Source organism: Chroococcidiopsis sp., assembly GCF_051657925.1.
GTDB lineage: Bacteria > Cyanobacteriota > Cyanobacteriia > Cyanobacteriales > Chroococcidiopsidaceae > Chroococcidiopsis.
The window spans coordinates 1-23,088 of record NZ_JBOFLP010000044.1 but is presented as its reverse complement, the minus strand read 5'-3'; the positions used below and the strand labels follow the sequence as shown (position 1 = coordinate 23,088).

The window sequence follows — 23,088 nt, the reverse complement described above, 5'->3', positions numbered from 1 at the left end:
ACTTTTAGCTTCTGGTGACTGGTTGAAGAGAATTTCTCTCATTTCTGAATAAAACCCTCACTCCTCGCCCCTCACTCCTCACTCCTGATTAAAACCATCCTTCCTGTTCCAAGGTCTCGATCAGTTGCAGTCCTCGCGGATCGCCGACACCAAGAATGGCGGCTCTAGCATCTTCTTTTACGCCTAAATCTTCATCTTCGGCAAAAGCTTGGATTAATGCATCGACTGCCGTAGCATAGACGACGTTAGAAGGGAGTTCGCGACATAATTGACCTACCGACCAAGCGCAATTGCTCCTGACTGCTGCTACGGGGTCTTGTACCAAAGCTTCAATCAGGGGTGGCATGGCTCCGACTACTGCTTCATAACCGATTTCTGCCATTTGTGCTAGAGCGCTAGCAGCCCACAGCCGCACGGCGGGGATATCGGTTCTCAAAGCTTCTGCTAAAGGTTTGAGGGAACGGCGATCGCGACAGTTGCCTAATGCCCAGACAACTCCCTTACGCACGTAACCGTTCCAGTCTCGATTTAATTGTTGAATCAGTGCCTCTACCGCTTCTGGGCTGGGGTTGCGTCCGATCGCGTAGGCTGCACTAACTCTGACTAAAGGACAAGCATCTGTTAATAAGCGAATTAAATGGGGCGTTGCCCGCTCATCTTCAATTTCGCAGAAAGCACGCGCTGCCAACATCCTCTGCTGAGTTTGAGGATTTTCTAGTAAGGCAAGCATTTCCTCTGGGTTAGGTTTGGCAATTTCAGCATCAGCAGTTAAAGCACCCAGATGATCTAGGGGACTATCTAGCTGTACTGCTTCATCTAATATGCTGAGGTCGTCTTCGTCATACATGAGCGATCCGTTCACCGCGTTCTTTTGCCATCAATTGATGTGGCTGCGTCTGCGTGGAATATATAAGTTAGCTACAATGATTTTACTCTGCTCGACACCCTACGGCTAACTCCTTTATGTTTTTATCTGCGATCGCACTTGCGCCTGTGCTCCAGTTTTGCAGAGCTTTATGCTAGAACTGGAGTAAAGTTTGGTAGGTGACACCACAACACACCCTACCATCTACCGCAATAAGTCAGAATTTTTATAGAAGATAATTAACGGTAGTTTAGGAATGGATATCAAAAACGGGTTTGTCGGTACTGTAGGTAATACACCCCTGATCCGGCTTAACCGCTTCAGTGAAGAGACGGGATGCGAGATTCTCGGTAAGGCAGAGTTTCTCAATCCTGGGGGTTCGGTGAAAGATCGCGCTGCACATTACATTATCAAGGATGCAGAAGAAAAAGGCATCCTTAAGCCTGGGGGTACCGTAGTAGAAGGAACGGCAGGAAATACTGGCATCGGACTCGCTCATATTTGCAATGCTAAAGGCTATAAATGCATCATTGTGATTCCTGATACCCAGTCGCAGGAAAAAATGGATGCACTCAGAACGTTGGGAGCTGAGGTGCGTCCCGTTCCTGCCGTACCATATAAAGATCCGAATAACTATGTCAGGCTCTCCGGTAGAATTGCCGAGGAGATGGAAAACGCAATTTGGGCAAATCAGTTTGACAACTTAGCCAATCGCACGGCGCATTACGAAACCACTGGGCGAGAAATCTGGGAACAAACAGACGGGAAAGTTGACGTATGGGTGACATCCACGGGTACTGGCGGTACGCTAGCAGGGGTAGCAATGTACCTAAAAGAAAAAAATCCTGCTATCAAAACAGTCTTAGCCGATCCGATGGGTAGTTCGCTCTACAGTTACATCAAGACAGGTGAAACAAAAAGTGAGGGCAACTCTATTACCGAAGGCATTGGTAATAGTCGAGTCACTGCTAACATGGAGGGCGCACCGATTGACGATGCAATTCGCGTTACCGATAACGTAGCAGTGCAGATTGTCTACCGTCTGCTGCAAGAAGAAGGTTTGTTTCTAGGCGGTTCTACAGGTATCAATGTCGGTGCGGCGATCGAATTAGCCAAGCAACTAGGTCCAGGTCATACAATTGTGACAATTCTGTGCGATAGCGGTACGCGCTATCAATCTCGGTTATTTAATCGTGCCTGGTTAGCAGAAAAGGGACTGTTGCCAGCATAGAAGTCCAGTTTCAATCAGATTCTTCTTAGCTCTTTTCACTAAATTTGTGCCTTGGAAGATCCCCCCAACCCCCCTTAAAAAGGGGGGCTATGACTTCCCCTTAAGAAAGGGGGCTATGGAACGGGATCTATGCAAAAACAAATAGAATTGGCATGAGGTTAAAAGAGCGATCGCTAATTGGCACTCGCTTGACTTCTAATCAACTTTTGAACGCTCACTAAAGCGCGGTTTAATTCATGATTTTTTTGTTCTGGATGGGCGAGATAGGCTTGCTGTTCTTCTTCGATCATCTGTACATCTTGTAGTACTAATCCATCTAATAATTTTTGTGCCGAGCCGAATAAACTGTTTTTAACGAATCTCCTAAAAGCTACGGGTAATTTATGCAAGCGCCAGAAAGCATTAAGAGAAGTAAAATGAATTAAATAGGCGCGAGTTTTCAACTCGTTTATTGGAGAAAATAAACAATAAATTTTAAAATCATTTCCTAATGTTGATGTCCAATTGGGATAAATATAGCTCACGTCTAAAGGTTCTGGATGAAGCTGACGTAAGGCAGGAAAAAATAATTGCGATATCGACCAGATTTTATCAATTTTATAATAACTTTGTGCTTGATAATGCGCGTCAACTCGTCCTTCATCCTCATAGATATCTTGCAATATTGGATCTGCCCAAGCTTGCCAACTTTGATGCAAATGCCCATGATACATATCCATCAAGTTTTCAATTAAATAAGAATAGTGAGCGGCACATTCAATAATTGAAACAGTGGCAATATAGTTGAGATGATCCCACTCTGGTAAGCTTAAAGGTGAGAGCTGTGTAGCTAAATTAGAATCCCCAGGAAACAACCAAATAAAACCATCTTGTTCTATTAATGGATAGTAGCGAATCTTGCAATTGGGTAGTTTTTGATTTGCTGCTAAGTAAGGAATGGCAACACATTCACCATTCCCCCCGATACGCCAACCATGATAAGCACATTCTATATTGTTATCTATAACTCGTCCGTGACTGAGTTTAACTTGACGGTGCGGACATCGATCTTCTAAAGCGTAGACTTTCCCATCATTACCACGGTAAATTGCGATCGCATGATGCCAAAGAGTGACGGCTATAGGGTTAGTTGTAACTTCACTACTACGGGCGACTGCATACCAATGATTCGGGTTAATTCCGGTTTGTCGAATATCGCGCTGTTGTGAGGTTAGCGAGGGGGTTTGCATAGCTTTATATATTTTTGAATCTAATAATTTTGAAATTAGTAGGGTGTGTTATTTAACGCACCCTACTTTTATTAAATCTTCAACATTCCCTCTGGATTGACGGAGAAAAGCGATCGCCTTTGCAATCCTTCGCGGTGTAAAATCTCATTTGCTGCTAGTAATCCACTACTAACAGCCCTTTCCATTAATCCGCAAGGAAATGGCATTTTGACCCAATCACCGGCAAATATTAAATTAGGAATCTCCGTACTTGTCTCCGGTCGATCGCTATAGCTATTTGGTGGATAACCAGAGAAATTTTTTTGATTGACTAATTCCCGATGCAACATTTTTGCTTGCTGTAACTGCGGTACGATTTCATATAGTTCTCGCTCGAATGTTGTTAATAAAGCTTGCTGGTTGGGAAACTCTTTTTCTTTGTAACAATAGGCGTGTAACTCCACGACGCTACCACCTGTTTTATTTGCCCAATCAATATATGGTTCCTGAATGCGGTGGTAAAGAGTAATGCTGTCGGTGAGTTGATAGCCAGATAAAGAGGTAAAATTGCTGTGTTGCCAATCAAAATCGCGATCGAACCAGAAGCGACAGACAGCGAAAGGATCGGCTATAGACAACTTTTCGACTTGCGATCGCACTTGCTGGCTAACTTCTCCCGCGACTAAGGTCAATAATTGTTGTACTCCTGGTACGTCAGTGGCGAAGACGTAGTAATCGGCTTGGAGTCGGGAGTCGGGAGTCGGGAGTCGGGAGTCGGGAGTCGCTGTAGCAACAAGTTGTAACCGTTCTTTCTGCTGTTTGACGACTTGAAAGCGGGGTAAATCTCTTTGTGCTGGTCCTTTCAATACTTTCCCTTGGCGATCGTATACTGCACCATGACAGGGACAGTGAAACTTGCCATCTTCTGCTAGCTGTACCGTACAGCCTTGATGAGTACAAGTGAGGGAGATTGCTTCTTGATGTTCGGGAGCAACAGCATACATGCGATCGGCTGCACCGTAATATTCTATGTTTTTTCTGCTTTCGATCTCAGGAAGAGCGGGTTTAACTGCGAAATTCTGCGTTTTTTGACTATTATCCTCAATAAAACCGCTCCTACGTGATTCTTGCACGGGCGCACTGCTGTGCGCTCCTACGACTCCCGATACCCAAAACGGTGTACTTTCCCCTTCTCCCTGAGAATAGCTGAGGGATTCAATCTTGCCATTTTGAGCCTGAATTGCGGTGACGATTGCACCTGTGACGATCTTGCCACCATTTTGCGCGATCGCCTGGGCAATTGGTTGGACTAAACTCGTACCCATGTCGTAGCGCGTACCGTTAAAAGCCAGTCCTTCTGGATTGCCAAAAAAATAGAAGTGGAAAAATTGCATTAATTCCCCCACACTCATTAGATCGGGAGCGTTTAAGCTTGATTTGGCGAAGGGTAAAAAGTATAAATCGTATAATCCTCGTGGAAAACTCCGTTCTACCCACTTGGCTACGGAAAGATTATCTAGACGTTGAAAGGTTTTTTGGGTTTGAAATCCGGTAATTGCCCGAAACACCTGCCAGTGTTCCCATTTTGTCAGGTTAATGCCCCATTTAAGCCGATTCGGAGAGGCGATCGCTAAATCGACGATATTCCACGGGAAAGCTGAGTGGCTGGGACGGAAAACTTCTGGTTGGTACTTTTCTCCCCGATAGAGGACGGCGTAGGAATTTAAAGACCGAAAATTGTCCTGAATTTCCAGTTCTGCCACGATACTCTTGAGGTTGTAGTATTGAGGAAAGAAACCGTGGAAGCCGTGTTCCATCATAAAAGTTTCCCCTGCGGCTTCAACCTGCCAGCTGGCAATCTTACCACCCAGTTGTGGCGATCGCTCTAATAGCGTCACGGCAAATCCTCGCTGACTCAGTTCGTAAGCGCAAGCTAGTCCCGCTAATCCTCCACCGACAACAACTACGCTTTTCGATTGAGTTAGCGATCGCGGTAGATTTAATCTATCTGGTTGGTATACCGTAGGCTGTGGTTTTGAGAACCGAGTGTATCCCACAACTCCCCCGACAGCACCAATCCCACATAGCTTAAATACAGTGCGTCGAGAAATTGGCTGTGAAAGCACGTCGTTTGATAATGGATTCAAGTTAACTCCTCACTCCCATCACGATGAAATACTGGCGAGAAACGCTGGCTGTAGCACAACGAATTTTAATTGAACTACTGCGTCGCCGTCGCAGCTTAATTTTTTGGAGTATTTTTCCCGTTTCTGTATTGTTACTTAACGGATTTATTTTGGCAGAACGAGCCAAGCTGTCAATAGACCAAGCTTTTAATATTGCCGCACCCTTAACGTTAGTAGGAGCAGCGTTGTTTTTTAGCTGTTTGGGTGGTACGGTTGCTACTATCGTTTCCGAACGAGAACAACAAACTCTCAAACGTCTATTCATCTCTCCTCTAAGTGGCACATCCTACTTTTTAGGAATTTTTCTCGCTCACAGTTGTATTGGCATAGGACAAGCTGTGCTAATTTATACGATTTCTTCATTATTTTTTAATGCGAGTTTCAATGGTTCCGTTATTCTAGGCTGCTTAATTATTCTACTGAGTATCGCTGCATACGTAGGTTTAGGTTTTATTTTAGGCACGCAATTAGCCCGTCGTACGGAAGATGTAAATGCTCTAATAGCTGCTTTTGGCGTACCACTATTAATGTTAGGTGGTGCTTTTATCCCCGCCTTTTTGTTTCCGAAACATTTACAACAAATTGCCAAGTTTAACCCGATTTATCACATGAATACAGCTTTTTTAAAAGTTTCTGCTAATGGCAGTGAGATTGCTGAAATCGCCGAAAATTTTTATTTTTTAGTTGGCTTCGCAGGATTGATGGTTCTAGGGGGATGGTTATCTTATCGGCGGATGTTGATGGTAGAGAGAAGATTGTGATCTAGTACTCTCGATCCTCCCTAATCCCTTTTTTAAGGGGGGAATAAAGCCCTCTTTTTATGCAGGTCGGAGAATATTTAATGCCTCTTCACTCTGGATTGGCGTTAAAAATTAAGAAAAAAAGAAAAATTGGTAGCTAATTCTGGCACTATCGGAGATAAATAGATGTGAACGTATTCCTCGATAAATGACATTTACATATACTCGTACTATTCGCTTTCAGGATACAGATGCGGCTGGGGTTGTCTACTTTGCCAGCGTTCTATCGATATGCCATGAAGCTTACGAAGAATCTTTAGCAGCATCAGGAATTAACATCCAAGCGTTTTTCAGTAAATCTTCGGTTGCTATTCCCATCGTTCATGCTAGTGCAGATTTTTTCCGTCCGATGTTTTGTGGCGATAAGGTTTTAATCGATCTCACGCCAAAATATATGGGCGATGATTATTTTGAGGTAACGTATAAAATGGTTGACGCAGGCGATCGCGAAGTTGCCAAAGTCCTGACAGAACACGTTTGTATCGATCCTGAAAGCAGAACCAGACAACAAGTACCTAGCGAGATTGTCCAGTGGTTTCAGCAATGGTTAGATTAGACAAGTCTCGATCGCGATTTTCTTGAGTCAAAAGCGCGATCGCTTGTAATTGTTTTTGGTTGAGTTTACCTTGCGCGTTACGAGGTAACTTTTGAGCGCTAATCCAATACTTAGGTATTTTAAACTTAGATAAACTATTGGCGATCGCGGCTTTAATTGCTATTGCAGAAATCGACTGGAATTTAGGAACGTAAATTGCTGTGACGACTTCTCCCCAAACGGGATCGCAAAGTCCAATGACAGCGATATCATCAACTAATTGAGTCGATCTAATTGCAGCTTCAACTTCACAAGGATAGACGTTTTCTCCCCCTGTAATAATCTTATGACTGTTGCGACCGACAATATTTAAATAACCGCGATCGTCAATAAAACCCAGATCGTCCACCTGGATCTCGACTCGATCTAATAAATCTGGATAATAACCTAAAGCCAATGATTTCGCTTGAATGCAAACCGTCCCAATCTCGTTATGATTTAATGTTTGATTTTTAGAGTCAATAACTTTAATTTGAGCGTGAGGTAAAACTCGACCGCAACTATTATATCCTTGCAGAAAATCTTCTGGCTTAAGAGTAGCAATTTGTGATGCCGTTTCTGTCATCCCATAGGTAGGTGCTAATCTAATTCTATAATCTCTAGCTTGAGTTAAAAGTTCTTGCCAAGCAGATGCACCACCTAATAAAACTATTTGAAATCGTGCTAGCCAGTCAATTAAATTTGGCGTTTGCAATAGACGCTGAAGTTGAGTTGGAACCAAAGAAATAAAAAAAACTTTTGGATCGAGATCGGGTATAATTCCAGATTCTATAGTTTTAAAAGGAAAAATCGCTAATCTACCACCAGTAGTTAGCGATCGCATAAATTGCATCAAACCACTAACATGATATAGAGGTAAGACACAAAAAGAATTAATTTGCTGAATTTGAAAATATGTTTGAAAGCCTCGAACGGATGCACTTAAGGTATCCCACGTATGAATGGCGAAACGAATTTTACCCGACGATCCACCTGTGGGAATCATGATAGATGAAGTCGGAAGTCGGAAGTCGGAAGTCGGAATTGTAGTTTTTGAATTTTGAATTTTGAATTTTGACTGAAACTTTCCCCAGACAATATCTGGTTGTACGATATCAAAAACTTGCTGCCATTCTCCTTCTCCCCAAAAGGGATTGCAAAGAAATATGGAACAACTTGCACTACAGGCGGCGATAAATCCAGCTAGAAATCGAATTGGGTTGCTTTCAGCTACAATAATTCTAAGCGAATTCTGCTGAGAAGATTGCTCGATAATTTCTAAATAAAATTGCTCTGCTAGTTCGAGAAGTTCGTCGCGATCGCCACCAATTAACCAATGGCGATCGCCAGATTTTTTTATAGCTTCTAACAAGCTTGCCATAATTGTTCCAGCCAAGTTTGTTCATTTTCCTCTAACCAGTGACGTACGCCAAATCCAACTGCGCGACGATTGATAGATAGTTCTGTTGCTAGTTTTAAAGCTGCTTGTCTACCGACAATAGTTTCAAATACGGAAGAGAATACCGCATCAATTTTGTGTTCTTGACAGAACTTTCGCAAACGACTTGGCGAACCGGCAATACTGGGTTTGATCGTAAAAATTCCTCGCCATCCCTGCTGATAGCAAGTTTCTAATTGAGTCAGATTTGCAACAGATTCATCGAGCGCGATCGCGGTAGCATAGTAGTAACTCAATTCTTGCATTTCAGTCAAATTCTCTACAGCAAGTGGCTGTTCGATATATTCAATTTCTACACCTGTCCCCGCAGCCATGACGTTATCACAGTTATACAGCCACAAATTTGCCTCTTCATAACTCAGTCCCCCATTGGCATCTAATCGCAGTTTTACTCTCTCTGGTAACACTTCAATTAAATGGTGAAAAATAGCCAATTCCTCAGCAATGGGATAAACTCCAATTTTCCATTTAAAGGTGCTGTAACCGTCTTTTGCTAAACTTTGCCAAGTTGATAAGGCAGCTTTGCCAGCAGGAAGCAAGGCACTGTAAGGAAGAGGTATTGTAGGGGCGTAAAGATGTACGCCCCTACAACAATTAATATCTTCCCATGCCGATTCAAATCCAAACTGACAAGCAGGAAAGCGATCGGGAATCGAAAAAATAATTTCCTCAGAAATTTCTTTTGGTAACTGGCGACAAAAATCTAAGGCTTGTTCTACTGTTTCCGAACCAAACCAACTAATAGGCGCAATCTCACCATATCCCACATTTGAATTGCTAGTCAATCGAATTATAATCCCATCTCTCACATCCCAAACGCCATGATTTGTTTGTAGAGGTGGTTTAAATCGTCGTCGATAAGGGCGAAAATTGAATTGGCTCATTAGTCATTAGTCATTGGTCATTGGTCATTTGTGAAAAAGCGATCGCTAAACTTCATACTTTAGTTAATATTTGACCGTAGCTCGTCTTTATCCTATTCGGATTTATCTGCCCTCGATTTTACAAGTGATACACTACAGCTAACCAAATACCAATAAATAACGAATGACAAATGACACTCACAACATAAATCCTAATCCTAACAGTAATCCGCTGACAAAATGCAATCCTACGGCAATAAACTTACAATTGCTGACTTTTTCTGGTTGGTCATGATATTGTAGAACGTGCCGACACAACTTAATTGCAAAGGGTAAGCTTAACCAACTTAGTAAAGTCCACATTGGAAATATATTTAAAACTGCTAATAAACTAGTTAAAGCGTAAATACTGCCACAAATCCAGGGTAATAAATTAGCAGATAAAGCTGTACCCAAACGGACAATAGGCGATCGCTTTCCAGCGGCGAGATCGTCCTTGACTTGGTGAAAGTGAGAACAGAACAAAATTAAGCTAGTGACAATTCCGACAATAATTGAAGCAGCTAAGTTTGTTGTTGACCAAGATTGAGTCTGACTATAGTAAGCTGCTGAAACTGCAAGCGGACCATAAGCCACAAAGCAGAGAATTTCCCCTAAACCGTGATATCCTAAGCGAAAAGGTGGTCCCTGATAAGCGTAGCCGATCGCACAGCACGCGAGGATAATTCCAATTATAGTTAAGTCTCGTTGCCACCAGGCGATCGCTAAAATGCCCAATAAACCCAAAGTCAAAAACAGATTCCCAATCCAGAAAATTAGGCGTTTGTTTCCAGTTAAATTCACTAAAGAGTGAGCTTTATTTTTATCGATTCCCGTTTCAGAATCGAAAACATCATTACTAATATTACTCCAAGCTACAATACAGATAGCAGCAGTGAGAAAAGTCGAAAATACACCTGCATTCAAACTTTTTGTTTGCGCAACTGCCACCGCAGTTCCTACCCAAATTGGAATAATAGCAACGCTGTACATTGGTGGTTTAATCGCTGCCATCCACAACTTCGATTTGGGTTGAGAATTAGAATATGTAATCAGCTTTGTTGTCATTTTAAACGGTAATTGGTAATTGGTGATTGGTAATTGGTAGTTGGGAAGTGGTTTGTGGCTTGTAGAACTAGATTCTTGTTTTGCTGCGATCGCCAGTCACTAGTGACCAGTCACTGCTTTCACTGCGATCGCCAGTCACTAGTCACCAGTCACTGGTTTCACTGATAACTGACAACTGATAACTGTTCCCATTTCTTGTACTATAGGGATCGGTGCAATTGCGGTGTGTGAGTAGCTGTCACTCCCATGTTGCCTGCTTTCTAGCGTTTTTCTCTCGCTCCTCGCTCCTCCTATGCAAACCGATCGCCTGTAGCCATCCCATCACGATTTAATAATCTTTAGGAACAGAAGTTAAAAAAAATTTACAGTTAAAAAAAATTTACTAAACTTGGATGCAAAAATAGTTTACTTTAACATTCATGCTCCTTTTACCGCGCCCTGCCAACTACCACTTAAACTGCCAGAAGCTATACCAGTTTCTTGTAGCTTCGCAAAAAAACTGCGATCGAAATTGTTCTCAAATCGTCAGCATTTCTCTGGAGATCGATTCGATCGATCCGCTGGCTTTACTAGAAAAACTAGCTCGACCCCATCAATTAAATTTCTATTTTGAGAATAAAAGCAAAGGAGAGGCGATCGCTGCTATTGATGCTGTAGCACAGTTACAATTGGCAGGTGAAAATCGCTTTCATCTGACTCAAAAGTTTATTTGCTCTTGTTTAAAAGAGATAGATATTTTTGATTCTTCTAACCATACTTTTGCTAAACCACACTTTTTTTGTAGCTTCAGTTTTTTCTCAGAGGCTACAGCAGATTATCCCTTTCCAGTTGCTACAGTATTTCTACCCCGCTGGCAAATTGCTAAACAAGGCGATCGCTGCGTATTAGTTGCTAACTTGCCAATTGAAGCAGATACAAATATAGATGTATTCATTCAACAGTTATGGCGCAAGATTCATGAGATTACCTCAACAGAACAGCCAGAAAACGAAGGAAACCATTTTCAACGAGAATTCAGTCAAGTCGATGTTAGTAGTATCGCTCGCTTTAAACAAGCAGTCATTGACTGTTCGGAATTAATTTACGAACAACAACTGAGTAAAGTTGTCCTGGCTCATGCAATTGACGTACAGGCAAATACAAACTTTAACTTATTTAATTGTCTCAACCGCTTGCGACAGATGCATCCCGATTGTTATGTGTTCTCAACTCATAATGGAAAAGGACAAAACTTTATCGGTGCAAGTCCAGAACGATTAATTAGCATTCGCGATTGCCAACTATTTACCGATGCTTTAGCTGGTTCAATTTCGCGAGGAAAAACAGTAGCAGAAGACGCAGTATTAGCCAATCAATTATTGCAAAGTGAAAAAGAAAGGCACGAACACCGAGTCGTGATTGACTTTATTACACAAAGCTTGCAAGAACTCGGGATTGCTCCACAATTATTATCGCCTCGGTTACGGCGACTAGCAAATATTCAACATTTATGGACACCAATTCAAGCTAAAGTTCCCATAAACGTTCATCCATTAGAAATTGTTGCCGCTTTACATCCAACTCCAGCAGTAGGGGGAGTTAGCAGACAACTCGCTTGCAAGAAAATTCGCACCTACGAAAAGTTTGAAAGAGGTTTGTATGCCGCACCTTTAGGTTGGGTAAATCATCAAGGAGATAGCGAGTTTATTGTGGGAATTCGTTCGGCTTTAATTGATGGCGATCGCGCTAGGTTGTATGCTGGTGCTGGAATTGTTGCTGGCTCTAATCCCGATCGAGAAATTGCCGAAGTCCGGTTGAAATTACAGGCATTACTAAAAGCTTTGATTTGAGACTAAGGTATCCAGCGAGGACGGAAGCCAGGTAAGGGCAACTGTTCGGGTCGCAATTGGTTGGCAAGATTGACATCTATAGTTTCAGGGAGTGGGAGTAGCCATAAATGACTGGTGGCGATCGCCTGTCCTTGCTCAGTACGGGGTAAAGTTGGAGATGGGTTAGCATTGGCTGCTGTCACGACTTGATCGAATAGCAAACCCAAGCCATCGGGAGCTAGACTCATCTGAATATCTCTTTGATTGGGTAGCACCACCAAAGGTGTTTGTTTTCCTGTTTTGAGATCGATCGCGCTTAAATACGGCTGTTCCTCATAAGTATTTCCCTGCATCAACTGCGTCAACAAGCAGTAGAGAATTTCAGCCCGCGGATCGAACTGAGCGCTGAGAATAGAACCAGTTGTGCGTAAGAGTTCTCTTTGGACTCCTTGGTTTGTAACTAAAAATAGCGATCGCGTGTAATCGGAATTAAACCGCACCATTGCCCCTTGCGTACCATCGGGGGCAAAGTCCAGTACCATACCAAACTGCGGGAGAAATTCTAAGGGCTTTTTTGCATCAGCTTGTAAAGGTAAAATTGCGACTCCTTGTCCTTGGGCAACTGCTACTGTTTGACTGTCAGGAGTAATTAAAAAGTCTCCCCCTGGTTCCGTTTCCATTTCTTGCGGCGGAGAATTGGGACGGACGATCCAAAAACCAAATCGATCGGATTGACGCTGGCTGACACGCTGCACCAATATAGTGTTGCGATCGGGAGACAAGTCAAATTTGAGATTTTGATAGTCTTTGTTATCTAGAATTAGGTCAATTTTGCCTGGAGACGGGACTTGTTGACGATTCAGGAAAGAAAACCAGTTAGCACGCTCCGGTTGAGGGGTAGAAATTCCAGTTGTGACAGTATAAATTTGGGCAGAAAGTAAACCTTGGGGATTTTGATTTTGCCGATTTTGACTCTGGCGATCGCTAGCAGAAAAGAGAATTTTGTCACCGTGAGGATAAAGCTTATAATCAACGACCGCCAGATTTTTCGGCGTGAGGATCGTTTTCTTTTGCTGGGTAAAATTGTAAAGGACGAGCCTGCCTTGTTCCTCTCCTTTTACACCGAGATAGACAAAAGCGCGATCGCGGGTACTAAAAGTTGCCTCAAAAGGTTGTAGCAGCCGCCTCAAGTCTGTTTCATGTGTAAACTTATCCCTGGCAAAGCGTAACTGCACGCGATACGTCGCGCCATAGGGTGCTGGTTCTAGGAGAGTATACGCTAACCGTCGTCCTGCCCAACTAACTTTACCTGGTAGTGGCGGATCGATTTGCAAGTTTGCCTCGACGCTGTTAGTATTCATCGGACGGCTAAACGTGAGGCTAAAAGAGCGATCGCTAGCACCAATCTGTCTAGCTTGCCAACTAAAATCTCTGACTTTGGGTGCAACTGTATCCCCGCGCCACACCAACAGTCCAATGAGCAGACTGAGAACGAAGATTAGGGCGATCGCCACGCGATCGATTGGTTGGAACCAAGACTTAGTTGCTGACATCTTAAAATTGGTTGTTGGTTGTTACTTGGTAATGGGTAACGGGTAATGGGTAATGGGTAGTTGGTAGTTGGTTCTCCCCTGCACCTGAAGCTCCTCTACTCCCTGCTCCCTGCTCCCTGCTCCCTGATTTTTTGTAGTCAATATAACAAATGACGAATGACGAATGACTCTTCAGGTAGAGGTTGGCGATCGGCTGGAGATTGCAAATAGAGAATAGGTGCGGACGAAGCAGATGTACTAGTCAAATGCGATCGCCACACCTTTAACAATCGCTTAACAAACACCCGCGATCTGTCAGTCTCTTGACGGCATGAGTGAGGGTGTGAGGAATACATAAGCATTACAAAACAAGGAAGTTTAATAGCAATGCAACGCAAAATTATCACTGCTGCTCTTGTGGCAGCCGGGTTGTTTGTCTCTTTAGAATACAAAACCTTGGCACAATCAAGTCAATCTCCAACTCAATCTTCTCCTGGAACTACGACGCAGCCTGTTCCTGATGCCACTCGCTCTAAACCAGGTGCAACTGAGTCGAATCCCAGCATAAACCAACCTAATCGCGATTCAACTCAGACCCAACCCAGCACAACCGGGCAAAATCAGCAACTCAGCACTCAAGATCGGCAGTTTATTACTGAAGCAGCCCAAGGGGGAATGGCAGAAGTCCAACTCGGAAAACTTGCCTTGCAACGCGCCTCTAGCCAAGAGGTAAAAGATTATGCTCAGCACATGATTGACGAGCATACTAAAGTTAATCAAGAGCTAATGGCTTTGGCACAACAAAAAGGTGTAACTCCACCAAAAACCATCGGTCAAAAAAATGAAGCTGTACGGGCAAAGCTATCGAAGCTTTCTGGCAGCGCTTTTGATAAGGCATATATGAACGAGGCAGGAGTTAAAGCCCACGCTCAACAAGAAGCTTTATTCAGCCAGCAGGCGAAACAAGGTCAAGACCCAGATCTAAAAGCTTTTGCGGCTAAAGTCTTACCCACAGTGCAAGAGCATTTGCAACAGGCAGAAAAACAGGCAAATAATAGCGCTACTACAAAATGAGGGAGTCGTAGGGGCGGGTTTAGCAAGCATATTCACGGCTGTAACAATAAATCTTTGGTCAAAACCCGCCCGTACAGGTAGAGACGTTATATGTAACGTCTCTACATTAGTCGGTTCTTCTTGCACTAGTCGCTCAGCATTTGGTCTGTATATTCAATATAAGTTTCTGCGGTTTGGATTTGCGCTGTGGCTTCAGGTAGAAGAAAACTCAATTCTTCTACCAATTTTTCTTTCTCTTCTAGAGATAGTTTTTGATCTGCCTGAGCTTGGCTTAAATTATCTCTATAATTATGGAGAAAAGTATCGAGATTTGCAAAGAATACATCTACTCTTTGCTGAAAATCTTTATCTAGATATTTCTCAATCTCCAAATTAATATTATCAATACTTCCTTCAATTGAGTGATTAACTTTGGCAATCAGCGTATTTAAAGATACAGTATAGTAATCTTCAATCACTCGCGGTCGTCGGATCTGAACTTTGACTTCTACGGGAACTATCCACAACCAATGCCACCACTGACGCTGATTTCTTAATACTTCTACATTACCGCGATCGACAAATCGACTTTGCCTTTTAACTGGAGGTCTGACAAAACCCATTGTCTCAAAAGACTCCCACTGCATTGTCGGCAGAGATAAATCTAAGTTGAAAGCTTCATTTAATCGCTGACAAGCTCCTTCAATAATTGGCTTTGTTTCTTGTTCTAAAAGATCTAATAGGCTTTGCCGCGCCTGTTCGATTTCTTGACTCGTGCGATCGCGAACGCTGCTTAATAAACTATCTGCCCTCTGTTTAACATAAGTGACTGCCTGATCGACAAACTCTTCTGCTACTTCGGGACTCTCAAATTCAAATAAACCAGAAGTTTTAAACTCAACTTGCGATTTAAGGCGCGACGATACCCACTTAGGAAAAAGTTCAAAGTCACCAATATTAGTTAAGAAAAGTTCCCGCGCTCTCATGTCCATCTTTTTAATTAAGTCAGCCCGTTGGTACTCTTCTTTGGCAAAGAAAATTTCTAAATTCACAGTTGCTTCTTTTTTCAGCACTTGCAACAGTTCGTGAAGATTTTGATGCAGTTGAGATTTGATCGAATCGACATCCTTGAGGCGGCTGCGACACAATTCAAGGCGATGCAAATCGGCTTCTAGCGCATATAACTCTAGCTGCAATTTCTCTGCATCTTGACAAATGGCACTGCTGCGGAGTTTGACTTCATCCCTTAGTTGTACCAAACGACTGCGACCGAGATTAAGAGCAGATTTCAAACACTTAGGTGCGGCGCGTTCCATCAATGCTTTTACAGCTTTTTCTAAAAATGGCTCAAAACCAGACTTATTCCATAGCTTTTGAGCTTTTTTCTGAATTTCTTCCGAGGTAACTTCTGCTAGTTCTTCTTCCCAATCAATCCCGAAGACTTCTTGAGCTAATACCCGCGCTGCGGGGATCTCACTCAGGGTAAGCTCGGGGTGCTGCTCTAGTTCGTGGGTAAAGTGAGCGGCAGAAAATGCCCTTCTAGCTGAGACTTCAAATACTTGGTTTGTATCGTCATCGCCAATGCCGAATTCAGCTGCAATAAATTGACGCAGCTGTTCTGATGTCATGTCGCCTTCGCGCCGTTGATCGACTTTGTTTACTAAAATGTACAGGTTATCTTTACCCCGTAGATCGATAACTTTTTGTACGTCCCGTTTTACCTGTTCGGCAGCTTCTGTTTTCAACTGAGTGAAGTCTAGTACAATCAATACCATCGAACTTTGCTTGAGTTGTTCGGCGACTACTGTAGCAAGCTTGAGGTTTTCTCCCGCTTCGTTGGGTCCAGGGGTATCGACGATAACCAAATTTCCGAGTAGATCTGGCTTATTATTAGCCGTATCTGCTTGAGATAGATTGCGCGATCGCCCCATTGGAACCTGAATACAGGGAACTTCTGTGAGCTTTCCCAAGGGATCTGTAGATGGGTCAATGGTATTGCAAAGGCGAACGATATCGTTCAAACTCATCAATACCTGAATAATTTCCTCTCGTCCAGAGGTTATTTCTTGCAACTGTAGACTTGTGGGGTCTTGAATTTTGGGCAGCAAATCTTGTAAATGAGGATATTGCGCGATCTTGTCTTGGATGCGCTGCATTCCCAAAGTTTGAATCTTTGTTTGTAAAGCCTGAAGCGTCTGTTGATAGATAGAGATAATTTCGGGACTCAGGGTTAAGGTTGGCTGAGTCAAATCCGGGTTAAAAATAATTTGTGTTGGTAGGGTTGTCATTGCTGCATTGCGACTAGGAAGAATTTCCTGTCCGGCAATGGCGTTGATAATTGTGGACTTACCAGCCTTCATCGGCGCAACGATCGCCATCATCAGCTCTAATTTTTCCACGTTGTGAGATACACTCAAGACCTCTTGCTGAAAGTCTTTGTACTTATCGCTAGAACTATCAGTGCTGAGAGCGCTGGCGGCGTTATCCATCAGGAAACTAATTTCCTTGAATAAAGCGATCGCTTCTTGTTGCAAATTTTGTACGTTAGGCTGAGGCGCTTGAACAATCATTGCCTGTTATCTCGCAAAATGGTAAGTCCACTTGCGTTGATTTTGGCTTAACAATTTTATAATCACTTCAGTAAATATACGAATTGCGCGATCGTACTTTTTGCTATATTCAAATTGTAAGATGGGTAAGACCAGCCCTATTACTAACTGTTCATTTCCCGCACGATCCGCATTGTTTCGACGCTGACAGTACAGACTCTTTGCAACAATGCGATCGCTTGCTCTTTATAATTGGCAAAGCGATAAGTATGGAATCTGGCAGCTACAGTTGCATCTTTAGGTTTCTTCTCTTTATATTGCTCTAACACCCACTCTAAAGCTGAGTGGTTTCCTAACATATATTCCCAGACTATTGTGGGAATACCTTCTAAGGTTGTCACTGTATCTATAATAATTCTGCCTCGATCGCGATCTGCTTTCAATTTCACCTTCATAGCGCTGCGTGTTGGGAAATCGATGCGCTGGAGAGGGTAGAGTGCCACTGTCTCATAATGAGTATGTAATTTCAACAACTGTTGACCCCAATTCACCCACTGCCAAAAGTTATTATAGAAAGGTAGGCGAGGAAAGTCTCTTTTTAAATTCTGTTGATATGTTGTTCGATAAGTAGGATAGTGTAAAACAGCATAGATATAGTGAAAGACATCTATTTTGGTAATTGCTTCGTTGTAATAATTTTGAAATTGTTCTAGCCCCCAATCGGTAATATTATCAATGCGATCGCCATTTTCATCGTAGCAATATAAAGGAAGGCATTGCGAATCACCGATAAGATGATAATCTGGAATGCGATCGCTAGCTAAAGTCATGAATGATTTAGTCGAACCAGGTGCAGTAAAACCGATCAGCAAATTTTGGCGGTTGCTATCAAATACTTGCCCTAGTTGATATTGCATCTCATTTACCTCTGAACTAAAATACAATTTTTTAGTCACAAACGGTCTATATAAACAGTCTCGAATATTGTTAGTTTTAAATCGATATCTTATTCCTCGATTTAAATACCTTTTTAATCTTCTCGTCCATTTGATAGTGCGATCGAGATTTTCCCGTGTGTTTCGGTTATCAACTGATTGATTATAAATCTCAATCAAGTATCTAACTTTTGATTCTAGCGCCATTTCTGATTCGGCATAAACCCATTCATCTCTAGCAGTAATAACCCCAAGGGTAAACAATTTAAAAATTGCTCTTGCTTCTTGTTGAGTTTTACTAAACTTAGTTTCGCGAGCGGCAAGAGGTATGAGAGTATAAAAATCATTGTCTACTCGATCGAGCCAATTATTATTTGCATCTGGTACGATCTGCTCGAATTGAATTTCTAAAAACTTGCGTTCGGTTAGATAAATATTTTTCTCTTTTGTAGTAGCATAGTCAGAGAGAGCGTGGTAGTAAATTCGACAATTGCGATCGCCTTCTTTTCTAACTAGAAAATAGACGGCAATTCCCACACGAATTTTATCATTAAATATATTACCTCCTTCTCGATGCCTGCGGTCGCCACTCGTTCGAGCGTTTCCTTTAAGATTAATAATATAAATTTCGTTAAATTCTTCAGTAATAACTTTCCTTAAACCATCGTAAGTCCGAGCATCGATAAAAGAGTTATTAGAAACAAAAGCAATAATACCATTTTTACCCAAGCGATCGGATGCCCAACGCAGAAATCTAGCGTATAGATCGTATGCTTTTGTTTTCCGCGCTTGGCTATTTCTAATATAAGTTTCTCTCACGCGGCGATCGAGCGTAGGATAACTGATGTTGCGATCGCTATGATACGGAGGATTGCCAATAATTACAGAAATAGTGCGATTATTTTGACGTTGAATGCGTTCGTTGTTTTCTATATTTAAGCTAAATAAATCTTCTTGTCTACCTTCTTCAAAAAGGGCGTGTTTTAGAGTATCGACAAAACAAATATTTTTAAATTCTTCATATCTCCTCATTTTTTGCTTGTAAGTAAATTCAATATTCAGATTAGCTATGTAATAAGGTAAAATTGCGATCTCGTTACAAAAAATTTCGTTTTTATACTTATATGTCAGTTTATTTTTTGGTAAATATTCAATTAATTCAGTGATAAACGTTCCCGTACCAGTTGCAGGATCGAGAATTTCAATATTTTTTGAAGCTAATTTCTTGTGGAAATGCTGTTCTAGTAAATAATCCACGCTTTCGATGATAAAGCGAACCACCTCATTTGGTGTATAAACAATCCCCAAGCGATCGGCTGCTTGAGGATTATATGCTTGATAAAAGTTTTCGTAAATGGCTTTTAAAAACTTTTGTTTTTCAGAATGATTGTAGATATTAGTAGCATTTTTTCTAATCACACCATAGTAACGTTCGATAGTACTCAGTAAATTATTTTTTGTGCTGCTTGTAAAAAAAGTATTTAAAGCTCGTTGTAATTCGCGAGCAATATTATTTTCTCGATAATAGTGAGATTCATTAAATATACTGCTAAAAATATCTTTTGTTAAAATATGCTGAATCATCATTTCCCGAATATCTAATAAAGTAATTTCAGGATGAATTGATTCTTTGCAAATTTCCCAAATTTGATGTTTTGCCCTTTGAAATTCTGGATTTCTAGCGCTTTGCTGTTCCAACATGTCTCGTAGTGTATGGAGAATTGTTGGTAAGTCTTGCTTGAACGTCTCTATCGCGGCGCGAAAATCTCGTACTTCTGGAGGAACATAGTTGAGAAAACGATTGAGAATTTGCTCTAGTGCGTCTCCATCTCGCATGGAAACGCGCATAACTTCAGTTCCAGCTTGAATTAAAACTGCTGTTTGCGAGTCTTCAAATAAAATATTACTATCTGGGTATCCTTGAGATAGTTTATTTTCAATTGCTCGATCTAAATTATTAGCTTCTCTATTCCAATAACCCCAATTTAGGCGCAGAGCATCTTTAACTGTACCGTTAGGATAAAGAACTCTACCAACTCTAGTTTGATAATCTAATTCTAGAATTAGTTGAAAATCTTGACTCTCACAGTATTCATGTAATAGTTTTTGAAAAGCAATTCTGAGAGAATCTGGTTGAAACGTTTCTTCAGAGCGGATAATTCTTGCTCTTTCTGCTTGATATTGGTTAATCAGAACTTTTGACACAAAGCCAAAGACTTTAATAGAACTCGTTGAGTTCAAGTCTGGCTCAGGCAAAATCTAAGCGCTTCAGTGAAAATTATGGTTTCTTATTTTCAGCGCTTATACAGGTTTTTTATTGAGTTTTTACGAGGATTTATTGTAGTTTTTATGATGGAATTTTGCTGAAATATCGGATTTGAGAGAAATGTAGATTTGCTGTTGATAACTTTATAAAAGCGAAGCCAACAAGATAAAAACTTCAAAAAAGGTGATGTGGAAAATATGAAGCAATGTTTTTATTTTGATATTAGATTCCCCTAGATTCCCTTGAAAAAGGGGGACTTTGAGATCCCCCACATTCTCCTTCAAAAGGAGGAACTTGGAGATCCCATTTAACCACCAATTCCCAAGCGTCCTGCTAATGCGGGCGTGAGGGGTAGGAGGGTAGCTATCATCAAAAAGAGCGCTAATAAACCTAAAGCTGCTCTTGCGTCATTTGGTTCTGTTAACTCGTTCAGGCTAGGGCGTTCTAAATCTCGTTGCAAGAAAAGGATAACAACTGCCCAGTATAAAGCTAATGGATTAGCTAAAGAGGCGATCGCCAAAACGATTACTGTTGCAAAAGTCGTGCGTCCGGCGGTTTTACGCCCGTAAATTGCTTGTACGACTCGCCCACCATCTAACTGTCCAGCTGGCATCAGATTCAGTGCTGTGATTACTAAACCCAACCAGCCGATTATTGTCAACGGGTGAACGTCTACTAAAGCTTGGTTGACGGCAGAACCTAACACAACTTTGGATAAGGCTCCCACCAAAATTGAGCCTTGAAAAAATTGCGATGGCACCTGATACATGCTGCCGGGATGCGAGAGGATTAGACCCGCAAACAACATGAGTAAAGAAACAACACCCCCAGCCACGGGACCAGCTATGGCAATGTCAAATAAGGCTGTACGGTTGGGTAGTAGCGACTCAATGCGGGTAATTGCTCCAAATGCTCCGATTTGCAGCGTTGGCAGGAAGAAGGGAGGACTGAGACGAACTTGGTAACGCTGGGCTAATACCCGGTGTCCGATTTCATGGGCGGCTAAAACAGCCAGAATTCCTAAGGCAATCGGTAAAGCTTCGGAGAAACGAGCTGGAATTGTAAAGAAGTCAAATCCTTGCAGAATACTAGCAGTTTCTAAACTAGTGGCAATGGTAGCCAGAAAGAGGACTAGCGCGAAAATCTTTTGTCCTACAGTTGAGGGGCGGGGGTCGTTGCGACTAGGAAGAACGATGACAACTGGTCTACCATCGACATTTTCGACTAAAAATAAGCGATAACGGGGTTTCTCTGGAGCCGTTTCGCTAGCTCCCATGCGTTCTTGCAAAGTTGTATTGAGGCGATTGTAAACTTCTTCTGGTTCTCCGCGTAGATTGCCTTTGAAGATTACGCCATCCTGATAGGGAATTGACTCTGTGGCAAAAAATGTGTCGATGCCAAAAATACCGCGAATGGCAGTCAGGTCTTCATCTGGGATGGGCATCACCTCCGGTTTGTTCAGTATTTCTACTGCCTTGACCGAACCATCATCTGCTGCATTTGGTTCTGGGGTTGTCGAGTTACCTGCTAGTTTTTCTGTGGCTTTGGCGCGGAGAATTGCATCTTGTCCAGCGGCGCGGAGGCGATTGCCGAGAAAGACATATATCGCTGTAGAAGCGACGATTAACAGCAACACTCCCGCCAAATTGAGATAAATTCCAGTGGCGAATAAGCCAAAGAATAGCAGCCAGGGAGAGATCAGCACGACTGACTGTAACCAGGCAAGAATGCCGAGTTTGCCAAATCGCCTCGCCCTGATAAAGCCCCAACTCAAGATACCGAGTGCAACCAAGACAACGGTGAGGATGATGGGGGTTTCTGATGCCGTAGTAAACATTGTGAATTGCGATCGCAGCTATGGAGCATAAGTCTACTGTAGCGGAGTGCGTCACCCTTGGAAAATGAGGGAGTCGGGAGTCGGGAGTCGGGAGTCGGGAGTCGGGAGTCGGGAGTGGAGGGAATACTGGACGCGATTATGTAACTATTCAATTGCTGACCAAATAATCGCCACGTACAATACAGCAACCATTACCCAGCAAAGACGAATCATTAATTCTGTGTTTTGCCAAAATTTATCCACACTCTGATTCTCGGATCGCAACAACATTTGGTATAGCCTTTACGGAAAACCATAGCTAGGGCGCACATCTGTGCGCCCCTACAGTCATGTAACGCCTTGTGCGAATTATATACTGCCCCCTTTTTAAGGGGGTTGGGGGATCTAAAAAATCAGTTATCTCATCGGAAGATCCCCCCTAGTCCTCCTTATGAAAGGGGGGAACAAGAGAAATTTGCATCTATCGCGACCGAGAATTACTACTATGAAGTTAAGAGCATGAGCGATCGCACTTTTACTCTTTACAACTCGCCACAGCAGCCCTGAGATTACCTTTGTGTTCTACCAACAACCGATCGCCTGCTTCTTTTTCTAACCCCGTCCAATGCATTAGTAAAGCCAATTTTACCGATTTACCACTGCGATCGAGTAATGCTTCAGCTGCATCGGGTTCTAGATCGGTGAGGTCGCGTAAAATGCGTAAAGCGCGATCGCGTAACTTGTTATTTGTCACGGCAACATCTACCATGCGATTGCCGTAAACTTTGCCCAACTGCACCATCGTCCCCGTAGAAATAATATTTAATGCTAATTTG

At 42.4% G+C, this 23,088-nt stretch carries 16 protein-coding genes and 1 pseudogene; 5 read left to right on the top strand and 12 right to left on the bottom strand.

What is annotated here, in order from left to right; genetic code table 11:
• Window positions 1-88: 88 nt before the first annotated feature.
• Window positions 89-847, bottom strand: coding sequence for a HEAT repeat domain-containing protein (locus tag ACRC32_RS03185; RefSeq protein ID WP_039716424.1), 759 nt, complete (start codon window positions 845-847; stop codon window positions 89-91).
• A gap of 274 nt (window positions 848-1,121) precedes the next feature.
• Here ACRC32_RS03185 and ACRC32_RS03180 point away from each other — a divergent pair, with 274 nt between their 5' ends.
• A complete protein-coding gene (locus ACRC32_RS03180) occupies window positions 1,122-2,096 on the top strand; it encodes a cysteine synthase A (protein WP_438552611.1) in 975 nt (324 codons plus the stop codon).
• Between the two features lie 173 nt (window positions 2,097-2,269).
• On the opposite strand, the gene ACRC32_RS03175 is transcribed toward ACRC32_RS03180, so the two are convergent.
• A complete protein-coding gene (locus ACRC32_RS03175) occupies window positions 2,270-3,325 on the bottom strand; it encodes an aromatic ring-hydroxylating dioxygenase subunit alpha (protein WP_438552610.1) in 1,056 nt (351 codons plus the stop codon).
• 71 nt (window positions 3,326-3,396) lie between these two features.
• On the bottom strand, window positions 3,397-5,451 hold the full coding sequence (locus ACRC32_RS03170) for an FAD-dependent oxidoreductase (RefSeq protein ID WP_438552609.1): 2,055 nt from the start codon (window positions 5,449-5,451) through the stop codon (window positions 3,397-3,399).
• 23 nt (window positions 5,452-5,474) lie between these two features.
• Here ACRC32_RS03170 and ACRC32_RS03165 point away from each other — a divergent pair, with 23 nt between their 5' ends.
• Together ACRC32_RS03165 and ACRC32_RS03160 are read left to right on the top strand one after the other, a co-directional pair.
• Entirely contained in the window at window positions 5,475-6,251 is a 777-nt protein-coding gene (locus ACRC32_RS03165) for an ABC transporter permease (protein ID WP_438552608.1), read from the top strand.
• A 187-nt stretch (window positions 6,252-6,438) separates the two neighbouring features.
• The gene (locus ACRC32_RS03160; RefSeq protein WP_438552607.1) at window positions 6,439-6,846 is read left to right on the top strand and encodes an acyl-CoA thioesterase; all 408 of its coding nucleotides are present in this window, start codon (window positions 6,439-6,441) and stop codon (window positions 6,844-6,846) included.
• Here the strand turns inward: ACRC32_RS03160 and ACRC32_RS03155 are convergent.
• The 3 genes from ACRC32_RS03155 to menA form a co-directional block, all read right to left on the bottom strand.
• Complete coding sequence (locus ACRC32_RS03155) at window positions 6,806-8,245, bottom strand: 2-succinylbenzoate--CoA ligase (protein ID WP_438552606.1); 1,440 nt, start codon at window positions 8,243-8,245, stop codon at window positions 6,806-6,808. The genes ACRC32_RS03160 and ACRC32_RS03155 overlap by 41 nt on opposite strands.
• The gene (locus ACRC32_RS03150; RefSeq protein ID WP_438552605.1) at window positions 8,230-9,207 is read right to left on the bottom strand and encodes an o-succinylbenzoate synthase; all 978 of its coding nucleotides are present in this window, start codon (window positions 9,205-9,207) and stop codon (window positions 8,230-8,232) included. The genes ACRC32_RS03155 and ACRC32_RS03150 overlap by 16 nt, the downstream gene beginning before the upstream one ends.
• Before the next feature lie 177 nt (window positions 9,208-9,384).
• On the bottom strand, window positions 9,385-10,293 hold the full coding sequence (gene menA / locus ACRC32_RS03145; protein WP_438552604.1) for a 2-carboxy-1,4-naphthoquinone phytyltransferase: 909 nt from the start codon (window positions 10,291-10,293) through the stop codon (window positions 9,385-9,387).
• A gap of 419 nt (window positions 10,294-10,712) precedes the next feature.
• Here menA and ACRC32_RS03140 point away from each other — a divergent pair, with 419 nt between their 5' ends.
• A complete protein-coding gene (locus ACRC32_RS03140) occupies window positions 10,713-12,122 on the top strand; it encodes an isochorismate synthase (protein WP_438552603.1) in 1,410 nt (469 codons plus the stop codon).
• A 2-nt stretch (window positions 12,123-12,124) separates the two neighbouring features.
• Here the strand turns inward: ACRC32_RS03140 and ACRC32_RS03135 are convergent, their stop codons facing one another.
• A complete protein-coding gene (locus ACRC32_RS03135) occupies window positions 12,125-13,654 on the bottom strand; it encodes an Ig-like domain-containing protein (protein ID WP_438552602.1) in 1,530 nt (509 codons plus the stop codon).
• A 137-nt stretch (window positions 13,655-13,791) separates the two neighbouring features.
• Window positions 13,792-13,989: a hypothetical protein gene (locus ACRC32_RS03130; RefSeq protein ID WP_438552601.1), complete on the bottom strand. Its 198-nt coding sequence runs from the start codon at window positions 13,987-13,989 to the stop codon at window positions 13,792-13,794.
• Between the two features lie 31 nt (window positions 13,990-14,020).
• On the opposite strand from ACRC32_RS03130, the gene ACRC32_RS03125 reads away from it, so the two are divergent.
• Window positions 14,021-14,707: a DUF4142 domain-containing protein gene (locus ACRC32_RS03125; RefSeq protein ID WP_438552600.1), complete on the top strand. Its 687-nt coding sequence runs from the start codon at window positions 14,021-14,023 to the stop codon at window positions 14,705-14,707.
• 125 nt (window positions 14,708-14,832) lie between these two features.
• Here the strand turns inward: ACRC32_RS03125 and ACRC32_RS03120 are convergent, their stop codons facing one another.
• From ACRC32_RS03120 to murQ, 4 genes and pseudogenes are all read right to left on the bottom strand, one after another.
• Window positions 14,833-17,256 carry a dynamin family protein gene (locus ACRC32_RS03120; RefSeq protein WP_438552599.1) on the bottom strand — a complete coding sequence of 808 codons (2,424 nt, stop codon included), beginning with the start codon at window positions 17,254-17,256 and terminating at the stop codon, window positions 14,833-14,835.
• A 143-nt stretch (window positions 17,257-17,399) separates the two neighbouring features.
• Window positions 17,400-20,375, bottom strand: a complete 2,976-nt coding sequence (locus ACRC32_RS03115) for a type ISP restriction/modification enzyme (protein ID WP_438552620.1) — start codon at window positions 20,373-20,375, stop codon at window positions 17,400-17,402.
• A 368-nt stretch (window positions 20,376-20,743) separates the two neighbouring features.
• Complete coding sequence (locus ACRC32_RS03110) at window positions 20,744-22,273, bottom strand: site-2 protease family protein (RefSeq protein ID WP_438552598.1); 1,530 nt, start codon at window positions 22,271-22,273, stop codon at window positions 20,744-20,746.
• 514 nt (window positions 22,274-22,787) lie between these two features.
• A pseudogene (gene murQ, locus ACRC32_RS03105) lies at window positions 22,788-23,088 on the bottom strand (N-acetylmuramic acid 6-phosphate etherase); the annotation flags it as partial.